Source organism: Paenibacillus sp. 1A_MP2, from assembly GCF_052244825.1.
Classification (GTDB): domain Bacteria; phylum Bacillota; class Bacilli; order Paenibacillales; family Paenibacillaceae; genus Paenibacillus; species Paenibacillus vandeheii.
Genome location: NZ_JBQQCS010000001.1, coordinates 395,008 through 407,733, shown reverse-complemented (window position 1 = coordinate 407,733; position 12,726 = coordinate 395,008). Strand labels below are relative to the sequence as shown.

12 protein-coding genes are annotated in these 12,726 nt (G+C 45.5%); 1 reads left to right on the top strand and 11 read right to left on the bottom strand.

The features are described from left to right. Positions 1 to 131 precede the first annotated feature (131 nt). A complete protein-coding gene (gene yyaC, locus ACTWJ7_RS02220) occupies positions 132 to 737 on the top strand; it encodes a spore protease YyaC (RefSeq protein ID WP_301880609.1) in 606 nt (201 codons plus the stop codon). Here yyaC and ACTWJ7_RS02215 read toward each other — a convergent pair. The 11 genes from ACTWJ7_RS02215 to rnpA form a co-directional block, all read right to left on the bottom strand. Continuing rightward, positions 712 to 1,212 carry a DUF4446 family protein gene (locus ACTWJ7_RS02215; protein ID WP_024629528.1) on the bottom strand — a complete coding sequence of 167 codons (501 nt, stop codon included), beginning with the start codon at positions 1,210 to 1,212 and terminating at the stop codon, positions 712 to 714. The two genes, yyaC and ACTWJ7_RS02215, sit on opposite strands and share 26 nt — an antisense overlap. 266 nt (positions 1,213 to 1,478) lie before the next feature. Next, positions 1,479 to 2,630, bottom strand: coding sequence for an aminotransferase class V-fold PLP-dependent enzyme (locus ACTWJ7_RS02210; RefSeq protein WP_301880610.1), 1,152 nt, complete (start codon positions 2,628 to 2,630; stop codon positions 1,479 to 1,481). A 152-nt stretch (positions 2,631 to 2,782) separates the two neighbouring features. Continuing rightward, the gene (locus tag ACTWJ7_RS02205; protein ID WP_301880611.1) at positions 2,783 to 3,628 is read right to left on the bottom strand and encodes a ParB/RepB/Spo0J family partition protein; all 846 of its coding nucleotides are present in this window, start codon (positions 3,626 to 3,628) and stop codon (positions 2,783 to 2,785) included. After that, a complete protein-coding gene (locus ACTWJ7_RS02200; RefSeq protein ID WP_024629525.1) occupies positions 3,621 to 4,382 on the bottom strand; it encodes a ParA family protein in 762 nt (253 codons plus the stop codon). Before ACTWJ7_RS02200 ends, ACTWJ7_RS02205 begins: the two co-directional genes overlap by 8 nt. A 188-nt stretch (positions 4,383 to 4,570) precedes the next feature. Then, complete coding sequence (noc, locus tag ACTWJ7_RS02195) at positions 4,571 to 5,389, bottom strand: nucleoid occlusion protein (protein WP_301880612.1); 819 nt, start codon at positions 5,387 to 5,389, stop codon at positions 4,571 to 4,573. 722 nt (positions 5,390 to 6,111) lie between these two features. Further along, positions 6,112 to 6,834 (bottom strand): 16S rRNA (guanine(527)-N(7))-methyltransferase RsmG, encoded by a 723-nt coding sequence (rsmG, locus tag ACTWJ7_RS02190; RefSeq protein ID WP_079348436.1) that lies wholly within the window; start codon positions 6,832 to 6,834, stop codon positions 6,112 to 6,114. Next, positions 6,834 to 8,723: a tRNA uridine-5-carboxymethylaminomethyl(34) synthesis enzyme MnmG gene (gene mnmG, locus ACTWJ7_RS02185; protein ID WP_301880614.1), complete on the bottom strand. Its 1,890-nt coding sequence runs from the start codon at positions 8,721 to 8,723 to the stop codon at positions 6,834 to 6,836. The genes rsmG and mnmG overlap by 1 nt, the downstream gene beginning before the upstream one ends. 221 nt (positions 8,724 to 8,944) lie before the next feature. Further along, the gene (gene mnmE, locus ACTWJ7_RS02180) at positions 8,945 to 10,321 is read right to left on the bottom strand and encodes a tRNA uridine-5-carboxymethylaminomethyl(34) synthesis GTPase MnmE (protein WP_301880615.1); all 1,377 of its coding nucleotides are present in this window, start codon (positions 10,319 to 10,321) and stop codon (positions 8,945 to 8,947) included. Between the two features lie 212 nt (positions 10,322 to 10,533). Further along, positions 10,534 to 11,235: an RNA-binding cell elongation regulator Jag/EloR gene (gene jag, locus ACTWJ7_RS02175; protein ID WP_301880616.1), complete on the bottom strand. Its 702-nt coding sequence runs from the start codon at positions 11,233 to 11,235 to the stop codon at positions 10,534 to 10,536. Further along, positions 11,232 to 12,116: a YidC/Oxa1 family membrane protein insertase gene (locus ACTWJ7_RS02170; RefSeq protein ID WP_079348445.1), complete on the bottom strand. Its 885-nt coding sequence runs from the start codon at positions 12,114 to 12,116 to the stop codon at positions 11,232 to 11,234. The genes jag and ACTWJ7_RS02170 overlap by 4 nt, the downstream gene beginning before the upstream one ends. A 74-nt stretch (positions 12,117 to 12,190) precedes the next feature. Beyond that, on the bottom strand, positions 12,191 to 12,541 hold the full coding sequence (gene rnpA / locus ACTWJ7_RS02165) for a ribonuclease P protein component (RefSeq protein ID WP_024629518.1): 351 nt from the start codon (positions 12,539 to 12,541) through the stop codon (positions 12,191 to 12,193). Positions 12,542 to 12,726: the final 185 nt, after the last annotated feature.

Below are 12,726 nucleotides of genomic sequence, written 5' to 3'. Positions count from 1 at the left end.
TATCCACTCGTCCATGTGCGGCTCCTTTCACGATACATTCATCCCTTTGAAAAAGCTTGTCCTCACGAAGTATAAAACGTTCTATCCTTCCATATACTGTTACTACTATTCCAAGGGAAAGGATAGATCCTATGAATCCCATTTCGCATTCCTTCTCATCTCAAGACATGGCCAGCCTGAAAATCCCACATACAGATCCAGGCATTCACTCTGCCATCATTCATCGTTTAATGTTCCATCTCTATAAAGCCCATTCTTTGCAAAATGTAGTTGTCGTCTGTATCGGTACAGATCGCTCTACCGGAGACTGCCTTGGCCCGCTCGTTGGCTCGTCACTTGCTAAGTGGGACAGCCCTCTATTCCATCTCTATGGCACATTGGATGAACCCGTACACGCAATGAACCTGCAGGACACTCTTCACAAAATACATACCACACATCATAACCCTTATGTGATCGGAATTGATGCCTGTCTCGGGCAGTCTTCGAGTGTTGGATGTATTCAGGTCGTGAGTGGACCGCTCAAACCAGGAGCAGGTGTAAATAAAGAATTACCGCCGGTCGGCGATATCCATCTTACAGGTATCGTTAACGTCGGCGGCTTTATGGAATACTTTGTTTTGCAAAACACACGTCTCAGTCTCGTCATGCGCATGTCCGAGATTATATCCAGCAGTCTTTACTCCGCCATTCGCGAATGGCATACCCGCTCTACTCTGCTTGCTGTGCCAGAGTAATGGCTTCTTTTTCCTCAGGGGAAAGTGTATACGTGGACTCTCCCCCTTTAAGAGGTTTGGCATATACATAGGAACCATCACGGTTATAAATGCCCGTAAGCACCATACCGTCCTGGCTATCGTTAACCATCGCCATCGAGAAGCTCAGGTCGCTGCCATTTTCTCCGTAGGCGTTATACCTTTTCACACCCACTTTACCCTGAATGCGGGTCAGCTTCTGCATCACAACCTGTAACTGATTCGTTTGCAGCATGTGTTCATCCTCAATGCTGTCCATCTGGATTTTCAGATTGATCAACAGCGACTCCAGATCCTCCACTCCACTGCCAGCCATCATGGCCTCATATTTCCGTTTAAACTTCCGTAGCTTTGCGCCTTGAGCAATACTTATAATAAGCAAAATCACCATAAGTACTGCCATGCCGCCAATAATCCATATCAGCTGTTCCAGAATCAGCCCATTTAATTCAGCCATGTAGTGCAACTACCCCTCTGTTGGTTTGTTCAGGTTAACGTTTGTAGCATCAAACGTGTTCCAAATCATCGATCCATTCTGCCAATTAAAACCATCCAACGTTCTAATATAACCCTAAAGCTTACTCCTATTATTCACCAGATAACCCTTAGGGCTAATCATTCGTTTGGGCTACTTTCCTCTTTTGCATTTTGCTTATTCAAGCGATTATAATTCATGTTTTATCAGGGATACTTCATACAGAATTGGACGCTGTTAATTCGCTGTTAATTCGCTGTTAATTCAATAATTGCTTCGATCAGGGCATTAACATCATTTATAGATGTGCTATATCCCACGCTCGCTCTGACAGCCCCACTTGCCGTTGTCCCAGCCGACTCATGGGCAAGAGGTGTGCAATGAAAGCCCGAACGCACAGCGATGCCATAATTTCGGTCTAATTGAAAAGCGAGCTGTGCCGAATCATATCCTTCAACAGTAAAAGATAACAAACCGGTACGCGGCTGTCCAAGCTCAGGACCAAGCATTCGAATCCCCTGTACTGATGATAACCCATCCATCATATGCTGAGTCAAATCCCACTCTTGTTTATATATGATTTCAGGTGTCAGTTCAAGCACATGCTGCACTCCGGCTGCCAGACCTGCTATACCCACTGTATTTGGCGTACCCGCTTCATAGCGATCAGGACGAACATGCGGCTGTTCAATCGCCTCAGACTGGCTTCCTGTCCCTCCGTGAAGCAAGGGCTGTACATCCAGTTCAGGAGCGATGTAGAGACCACCCGTTCCCTGCGGACCCAACAATCCTTTATGTCCTGGAAAGGCCAGCATATCAATGCCGAGCTGCTTCACATCCACAGGCAGAATCCCAGCACTTTGAGCAGCATCAACAAGCAAAGTCACCTGATGTTTTTGACACATCAGCGCAATTTCACCAATGGGTAGAATACTGCCCAGCAGGTTTGAACTATGCGTGCAGACCACTAATCTTGTATTGGAACGAAACAACCGAGCGAATTGGGCCAGATCGATCTGCCCGGCAGCATTAACAGGCACATAATCAACCTCTACATTATGAGATCTACGCATGTACTCCAGGGGCCGTCTTACTGAATTATGTTCAGCCATCGTAGCAATAACGTGATCGCCTTCTCTTAACCATCCTTGAATAGCCAAATTCAAAGCTTCTGTCGTATTCGACCCCAAAGCGATATCGTTAGCATTACGAACACCCAACAGAGTGGATATCGCTTTTCTGGCACCAAATAAAACTCGGCTTGCCTGTACAGCCATCCGATGACTGCCTCTGCCTGGGTTGGCCCCTGCAACATCCAGAGCCTTCATCATGGCTTCCCCGACAGCAGGTGGTTTAGGCCAAGATGTCGCTGCATGATCCAGATAGATAACTCCCTCCACCTCATACCCACCTCTGTCCCTAATTGATTGTTCTGTTTGAATAGATTCCCTAAAAACAAACAATGACATATCGTTTCTCCATGGTACAGAGGCGATATGTCATCACATGAAAAAGCCCCGCATGTTGTTCATCAATCATGGAATCCCAACTGTTACTGCAACAGTTCCAACAGTCGCTCCAGATCTTGTTTACTGTAGTAGTTGAGCTCGATTTTGCCTTTATCTTTGTTATGCTTAATTTTCACCGTTGTTTTGAATCGTTCGCGCAAAGACTCTTCCAATGTATCAATGAATGGATCTTTTTTCTTCAACTTGGATTTGGCTTTCGCTTCACCTGTTTTAGAACGATCCAATTGTTGGACAGCCTCTTCCAGCTCACGTACACTCCATTGCTGATCAATGGTTTGTTTTGCCAGCTGTTTCACAAGACTCTCATCTTTAACACCGACGATAGCACGTGCATGCCCCATTGACAATGTTCCACGTGAAACATGATCCTTCACTTCTTCCGGCAATGATAACAAACGCAGGAAGTTTGCGATGTGAGAACGTGATTTGCCCACTTTTACGGAGAGCTCCTCCTGTGTTAATCCGAATTGCTCCATCAGCCCCTGATAAGCAACTGCAACCTCCATCGCATTCAGATTCTCCCGCTGCAGGTTCTCAATTAAAGCAATCTCCATAACCTGCTGATCACTGAAATTACGAACTACGGCAGGCACAGTGGCATTACCACAATATTGGGAAGCTCTGAAACGCCGTTCACCAGCAATGATCTCATACCCTCTCAAAACAGGACGTACAATAATAGGCTGAATGACACCATGTTGGCGAATTGATTCGGCTAGTTCATGTATTGCATCCTCATCGAATACTTTACGAGGTTGGTAAGGGTTCGCCCGCAGCTGACTAATCGGGATTTCTACGACTTTATCATCGTCATTAATTGAAAGCGAAGGAATGAGGGCATCAAGACCTTTTCCAAGCCGCTTACTCATAAGAAATCACTTCCTTTGCGAGCTCTAAATACACTTCAGCCCCTCGGGATCGAGGATCATACGTAATGATGGACTGACCATGTGATGGTGCTTCACTAAGCCGCACATTGCGCGGAATAATGGTCTGATACACCTTTTGTTGAAAATACTTCTTCACTTCTTCAATCACTTGAATGCCCAGATTCGTACGTGCATCAAACATCGTCAATAACACCCCTTCAATCTGCAACGAGGTATTCAGATGTTTCTGCACCAAACGAACCGTGTTGAGCAACTGGCTCAATCCTTCGAGCGCATAATACTCACACTGAATCGGAATGATCACCGAATCGGAAGCTGTCAACGAGTTGATCGTCAACATCCCAAGGGAGGGTGGGCAATCGATCAGTATGTAGTCATAGTTTTTTTTCACCATGGCGAGTGATTTTTTCAGGCGAACTTCCCGTGATATCGTGGATACCAGCTCAATCTCGGCTCCGGCAAGCTGAATCGTTGCAGGTATGATATGAAGGCCTTCAATCTGAGTTTCCACAATGGCTTCCTGTGGAGGAACCTCATTAATGATGACATCATATATACAATTGGCCACGTCTGCTTTGTTGATTCCGACTCCGCTGGTTGTGTTCCCCTGGGGGTCAATATCGACAAGCAATACTCTTTTCCCGAGCGAAGCCAGTCCTGCACCCAAGTTAACAGATGTCGTCGTTTTCCCCACACCGCCCTTTTGATTTGCTACGGCCATAATCTTAGACAATACCTTCACCTCAAATAAAATAGGAGTCTTTTCTTGTAGGTTGTGAGCTACAGTTAACAAAAAGCAGGTGGCTACCATCCACAAAACCTCAACTACCGTTCCTTCTTATGCTGCTATATTCTACGCTGTTCATGCCACACTCAACTTTATAGACAGAAAAAGCGGCCCATTGCCGCCTGAAGCTTCAATTATTTGCGTTTCGGAATATGGATAACGATCTCGTAATGGTCCTCATGGTCTGCTTCCTTGGTTTTGATGTCCAGACCGGAGCCCGATACCATATCAATGGATTGACGAATCGTATTAAGTGCGAGTCTGACATCCTTCGTGAATGAGATACGTTTGGATTTTTTGATCTTCGAGGATTCCTTGTAAAAGGCAACTCTCGCTTCCGTTTGTTTTACATTCAACTCTTTATCGATAATCTCGCCGAGTAATTTCATTTGCAACTCTTCCGTATCCAATGAAAGTAACGCTCTGGCATGGCGCTCCGAAATTTTACGTTCCATCAGCGCTGCCTTAATACCATCCGGAAGCTGTAACAATCGGATTTTGTTGGCGATCGTCGATTGGCTTTTGCCTAATCGCTGCGCAAGACTTTCCTGTGTAAGTTGGTGCAGGTCAATCAATTTCTGATAAGCAACAGCCTCTTCAATTGAAGTGAGTCCCTCACGCTGCAGGTTTTCAATCAATGCGATGGACGCTGCCTGAGAGTCGTTGAATTCACGTACAATGGCCGGAATATGATCCAAGCCAAGTTTCCGAACTGCACGCCAGCGACGTTCCCCAGCGATAATCTCATATGATCCATTTCGTACGCGGACGACAATCGGTTGTATAACTCCATGTGTCTTGATCGTCTGCAACAACTCATCAATTTTATCATCATCAAAGATAGTACGGGGCTGATATGGGCTGCTCACAATTTCGTTGACCGGAATTTGTTTAATCTCATCTCCGTTATTGCGCTCCGCCAAACCAAACAACTTCGAAAATTGTTCTTTCATTCCGTATATTACCACCTAGTTTCGTAATAGCTCCCGCAGAGTTGCAGGTGCTTCTTATTCAAAACGCGACCCTTTCAAATGCTGTCGTTCTTCGAATAAGTTTTGCCTTTCATGACGCTTTCTGTATCCTAGTCCGTATTGCTAGAAAATCTATCTATACATATAATCTATGATCTCTGTAATCCAGGATCGGCTACTTCTATTCTATCATCTTTTCTTCCATAATCCTATGTTTACCTATTCTTTAAACTCTTCTAATTCTCCTGCTTTTTCTTCATGAACATTAGCAATATGACTGCTTATACACAATAAGATATGGAAGATCTCGACACACAGCACCGGCTTCTAGTAGCTACAATTGTGTACTGGTTCAGTACCACTTGAAATTGAATTTTCAAAAGACAGCTTCCGGGGCAGAACAAGTTTGCGCTTGCTTGACTCCCTGTAAAATCCTCTGCCTTTCTCCTACAAGCAGCACTCGCCGAAATGAATCTTTTAATTTACTTTTCTCTAATTATGTAATGGAAATGGAGATGTAGAACAGATCAACTCATAGATTAATAAATCAAAACACAAAAAGAGGATGTTTCACGTGAAACATCCTCTTTCCCTTATCTACATTCTTCGTTAAGAAACCGAGCAAATATCATCTTACCTTTTACACACAAACGATGTTGCATAAAGAACTTTTCCAACTAAAAACAGTTGAACCTATAACAAAACTATACTAAAGGTGTCTTTAGTGGTGTTCCTGGTTTACGCGGATATTTATATGGTGTCTTATCAAACTTCTGAATCAGAATGATATGACGTGCCGATTCTTCAACGGGTAGCTGGAAAGGATGAACTGCTTTTACCCGTCCTTTCAGTTGGTTAAAGCTGAACTCGGCTTCCTTCATTTCTTCGCGCGGGTCCCCGCCCTTCATTGCAGCGAATATTCCACTTTTGCGAACAAATGGCAGACAGAATTCGTTAAGCACCGCTAGCTTAGCAACTGCACGAGCAGTAACAAGGTCATAGCTGTCACGATATCCTTCTTTGCGTCCAAGCTCCTCCGCACGCCCGTGAATCAGTTCCACATCCGTTAAGCCGAGCGTATCCACAACATGCTGCAAGAAGCCAATACGTTTATTCAGCGAATCAATGATGGTCAGCTTGATATGCGGAAAACAAATTTTAAGTGGTAGTCCAGGGAACCCTGCCCCTGAACCAATGTCTGCAAGTTTGTTTACCTTCGACATATCAGTATAAAACGCCAACGATACCGAATCATAGAAATGCTTGGTATATACTTGCTCACGTTCGGTAATGCCGGTTAGATTCATCTTTTCATTCCAAGCTACCAGCTCCTGAAAATACAACTCGAATTGCTCCAGCTGGCGTTCATCCAGCTCCAATCCATGTTTCTTCAGGCGTCGTTGTAGCTGCTGTTGAATATCGTCCATTATTGTCCCCTTGCTGCGGTTACACGGTTATAATGCTCCAGGTAAACCAGCAGAATGGAGATATCGGCAGGAGTAACCCCGGCAATACGGGATGCCTGCCCGATCGAGATTGGACGAATTGTAGAGAGTTTCTGCTTTGCTTCCATGGCAAGGCCATGAATTTCGTCATATATAATCGTATCCGGAATTTTCTTTTTCTCCATTTTTTGCAAACGTTCCACGTGGATCAATTGTTTCTCAATATAACCCGCATATTTAATTTGAATTTCCACTTGCTCTTTCATGTCAGCAGTCAGCTCCACCTCAGACGGTGAGATCTGCTCAATCCAGTCATACCCGATCTCTGGGCGACGCATCAATGTCAGAAGTGTACTGCCATCCTGAATCGGTGTAGAGCCGATCTCTTCCAGCTTCGGATTTACTTCGACAGGACGAACTTTGGCTGCTTTCAGACGAGCCACTTCCTGCTCAACCTTAGCTTTTTTATCCAAGAATTTGGCGTAACGCTCTTCAGGAATCAATCCAATATCATGGCCTATTTCCGTCAAACGCATATCTGCATTATCATGACGAAGCAACAAACGGTATTCTGCACGGGAAGTCAGCAGACGATAAGGTTCATTCGTACCTTTGGTTACGAGATCATCAATCAGTACACCAATGTACCCTTGGGAGCGATCAAGTACGACAGGCTCTTTACCCTGTACTTTACGCGCTGCGTTGATGCCGGCCATCACGCCTTGTCCTGCCGCTTCTTCATACCCGGAGGTACCATTAATTTGCCCTGCTGTGAACAAACCTGGCAGACGTTTTGTTTCCAGTGAAGGCCACAGCTGTGTAGGCACCATCGCATCATATTCAATGGCGTAACCGTTACGCATCATTTCTACTTTTTCCATACCCGGGATAGAACGCAACACCGCCAATTGAACATCCTCAGGTAGACTGGTGGACAGACCCTGTACGTAGTATTCCGATGTATTTTTGCCTTCTGGCTCCAGGAAAATCTGATGCTTCGGCTTATCGCTGAAACGCACAATTTTATCCTCGATCGATGGACAATAACGTGGTCCGGTACCTTCAATAACCCCCGAAAACATAGGTGCACGGTGAAGATTATCGTTAATAATTTGGTGTGTTTCCACAGACGTATATGTCAACCAGCAAGGCAGCTGCTCGTTATCGGAAGATTCCGTTTCATAGGAAAAGAATTTTGGCTTGTCATCGCCAGGCTGAATTTCCGTTTTGCTAAAATCAATCGTATCCTTATGCACACGTGGTGGAGTACCTGTTTTAAAACGAACCAGGTCGAAACCAAGCTCACGCAGATGTTCGGATAACTTAAGTGAAGGCTGTTGATTGTTCGGACCACTCTCATACATCAACTCACCCATAATTACTTTACCGCGCAGATACGTACCTGTTGTCAGAACAACAGCTTTGGCCCGATACTCTGTACCCGTCTGAGTAACTACACCTACGCACTGTCCGTCTTCAACGATCAGGCGATCAACCATGCCTTGACGCATCGTCAGGTTGCGTTCATTCTCCATCGTTTCTTTCATCGTATGCTGATAAGAGAATTTATCGGCCTGAGCACGAAGCGCATGAACAGCAGGTCCTTTACCTGTGTTGAGCATTCGCATCTGAATAAAGGTCTTATCAATATTCCGTCCCATCTCTCCACCGAGTGCATCAATCTCACGTACCACATGTCCTTTTGCCGGTCCCCCAATAGATGGGTTACAAGGCATGAAGGCCACCATATCCAGATTGATTGTAATCATTAGCGTTTTAGAGCCCATACGAGCTGCAGCCAGTGCCGATTCCACACCAGCGTGTCCTGCCCCAACGACGATTACATCATAACTTCCGCCATCAAAAGCCATTCCAGTTTACCTCCTTTTTGCCGCTGCACGCCTAAATTCATGCATACGATCAATTTTTTGTAAAAATCACGAAACACGATCCATACGCCACGGAATGCATTTCGATCTATATTAAGCCATCAAGTCTATACGTACTTCAGACATTTTCGCGGATTCTTTGACCACCCACAGATGGACTTTATTATCATACTACTTTTCAGAGCCGGTATGTTTACCCCGGGTTATTTTCCAAGGCAGAATTGAGAGAAAATCTGATCAATTAATGCATCATGCGCTGTATCGCCCACGATTTCACCCAACTGCTCCCATGCCAGACGAACATCAATCTGAATCATATCAATAGGTATCAGCTGCTCTGCCGCCTCATAAGCATCAATGAGCGACTGCTTCGCTTTTTTGAGCAAAGCAATATGACGCACATTGCTGACATATGTCAGATCGGCCGATTCCAGCTTGCCACTGAAGAACAACGTTGAGATGGCATCTTCCAATCGGTCCACGCCCAGATCATCTTTCACCGACATCGGAACAATCCGTTCCTTGGGGATGTAACGAAGCAGCACATCGCGGTCCGCCTGCGGCGCTAAGTCCATTTTATTCATAATAATAATGGATTGTCTACCGCGTATTTGTTCCAATAATTCAATCTCGTCCGGGTGCAGCGGCTCGGCAGCATTGATAACCATCAATAACAGATCCGCCTCGTTCACAGCAGACCGGGAACGCTCCACGCCGATCTTCTCCACGACATCCATCGTTTCCCGAATACCTGCCGTATCGAGCAGCTTGAGCGGTATATTGTTAATCGTAACAAACTCCTCAATAACGTCACGCGTTGTACCCGGAATATCCGTTACAATTGCGCGATTGTCCTGGGCCAACGTATTGAGCAAAGAAGATTTCCCTACGTTTGGACGGCCTACGATAGCGGTTGTAATCCCTTCCCGCAGTATCTTACCTTGCTCTGCAGTTACCAGCAATTTATCAATTTCAGTCATCACCTGACTGGATTTTTCTTTAATAAATTCAGAGGTTAGTGACTCTACATCATGCTCGGGATAGTCGATATTGACTTCAATGTGAGCAAGCGTCTCGACTAATGTGTATCTTAGATCGCGCAGCTTGGATGACAATTTGCCCTCCACTTGCTTGAGTGCAACCGAGAAGGCACGATCAGATTTGGAACGAATGAGATCCATGACCCCTTCCGCCTGGGACAGATCAATCCGTCCATTGAGAAAAGCACGCTTCGTGAACTCGCCGGGTTCAGCAAGACGAATATCGAGCTGCAACAACAGATCCATAACGCGCTTAACCGAAACTACTCCGCCATGGGCGCTAATCTCCACGACATCTTCTGTTGTGAAAGAACGTGGCGCCCGCATCACTGTAACCAATACTTCCTCAATCTTCTCGCTAGTGCCTGGATCTATAATATGACCGTAATGAACCGTGTGGGATGCTGCCTGCGTTAGTGGGGTTTTGCTGCGAAAAATCTTCTCCGTCTCCGTCACTGCATCCGGGCCGCTTACCCGGATTACAGCGATACCCGCTTCTCCGACAGCTGTTGATATCGCTGTAATCGTATCACTAATCATGGTTATCTCTCCTTGCTCTATTTTAAAATTGCGCCCCTCAGGACGCCATATTAATTTCAATATAAGTTCAGTTCACAATGCTTCTAACCGCATCATTCAATCTTTAAATGACTTTATTAAAACCGCTTTTTGGTTCTGTAAAATATACTTCTGTACGAAAAAAGCAATGGCTTCTGCACCGAGCAGGAAGCCATTGCGTCTTCAATTTCGTGTTATTTCGTCGTAATGACCACGCGCCGATTGGGCTCCTCGCCCTTGCTGTATGTCTTAATCTGCGAGTGATTTTGCAGTTTCGCATGAATGACTTTGCGTTCGAGCGGAGGCATAGGCTCCAGCACAACTTCCTTGCCGGTGCGAATCGCCTGTCCAGCCAAACGTTCAGCCAGATCCTCCAGCGTCTTGCGTCGACGTTGGCGGAAGTTCTCAGCATCGAGAACGATGCGAACGAAGCTTTCCGAATAACGGTTGGCTACAATGTTTGTTAAATATTGAAGGGCATCCAGTGTCTGTCCACGTCTGCCAATAATCATGCCCAGGTCTTCACCGGCAATATTGAAGATATGTCCATCACGCTGTTTTTTGATATGCACTTCAACATCCAGTCCCATACCTGCTGCCACTTCTTTTAAGAAAGCAGCCGCTTCCTCATAGGGATTTTTAGCAGCCACACCCTCAAGTGTTGCTTCAACCTGAGGTACCTGTGCGGCCGGCATGATCGGCTGTGAAACAGGTTCAGGCACAGACAGAAGTTTCACTTCCACTTTAGCGGCCTTTACCCCGATCAAACCCAGGAATCCTTTTGACGGCTGCTCTAACACTTGTATCTCGACCTTGTCCCGGCTCACGCCAAGCTCAGCCAATCCTTGGTTTACAGCATCTTCAACGGTTTTTCCTGACGCAATGACTTTGGTCATTTCGATTTTTTGGCCCCTTTCGACCCTTTTCCAGAGACAGTTGCCTTGCCACCGTTTTTGCGTTTAGCTCCATTTCCATTTCTAGAAGAGCTGCTCTGCTTCACGTTGACCTCAGCCACGACTTTATCATTATTCCGGTAAAGGAAATAGTTTTGCACGATCGTGTAGATGTTACTGTAGAACCAGTACAACGGCAATGCAGCCGGGAATTGATACGACATGACGAAGATCAATATCGGATACACCCACAGCATGAACTGCATCGGTCCAACCTGCTGTGCAGGATTCATGCGCATCATCATCCACGTTTGCACGAATGTTGTGATGGCAGCCAGCACTGGAAGAATAAACAGGTGATCCGGCGATCCGAGTTGAAGCCACAAGAAATCATGTGTTCTCAGACTCGAGTTTCCGTAAATTGAGTTATAAAGTGCGATGTAAATCGGCATCTGAATCAGAAGTGGTAAACAACCCGCCATCGGATTAACTTTGTTCTCCTGAAACAACTTCATTGTTTCTTGTTGAACTTTCTCAGGTGTATCTTTATACTTGGCTTGAATTTCTTTCAACTGCGGCTGAATAGCCTGCATCGCCTTGGAGCTGCGAACCTGCTTCATTGTCAGCGGCAAGATTAACGTCCGTACAATTAACACCATCACAAGGACGGCCAGTCCATATTCACCGTTAAACCAGTTGGCGAATGTATCGAGCGCCAGTGAGAACCAATAAATAACATTGGCTTGCCAGAATGATTCACTGTTTCTTAGATCTTCCGTAGTAACCCCTGAACCTTGCGGAGTACACCCGGCCAGTACGGTGACCATTGCAATGACTGCAATGAGGAGAATCCACTTCCCCTTTGATGTCTTCAATCGCGACACTTCATAACCCCTCTCTTAACCATTCCATTCCACCGTAAATCATACCATAATTAGGAGGACAAATAAACCGAAGCTTACCGCTTGCCCGACTTCAAAAGAGAGCCCTTGCGCATCGCATGCAGCAGGCTTTTTTCCATATCCTTATAGGACATGTCCAATGCACCTTTTCTGACGATAAAGATCAGATCCATCTGCGTGACAATCTCTTTCTCATGGTGACGTACAATTTCCTTAATCATGCGTCTCATCCGGTTGCGTACGACAGCGTTTCCGATTTTCTTGCTGCAGGATACACCCACTCGGAATTGTTCTGTATCTTTACGGCGACAGCCATACACCACAAACTGATGATTTGCAAACGATTTCCCATACCGGTATACGCGGCTAAAGTCCGCCCGGTTTCGTAAACGCAGTCTTTTATACACGGCGCTTCTCCTTGCTGTTTTCCACCAACATTATTGACGAAGGCCTCATTACTGATTTAGTATAGGCTTTCTTGAATAACGATAAACCGTCTTGGCGGCAACTTCATTATATAAGGAACGTTTTCGAAAAACGGACATCTCATTCATTGAGCATCAATATGCACTTATGCTTTTGCGCAGCCAAT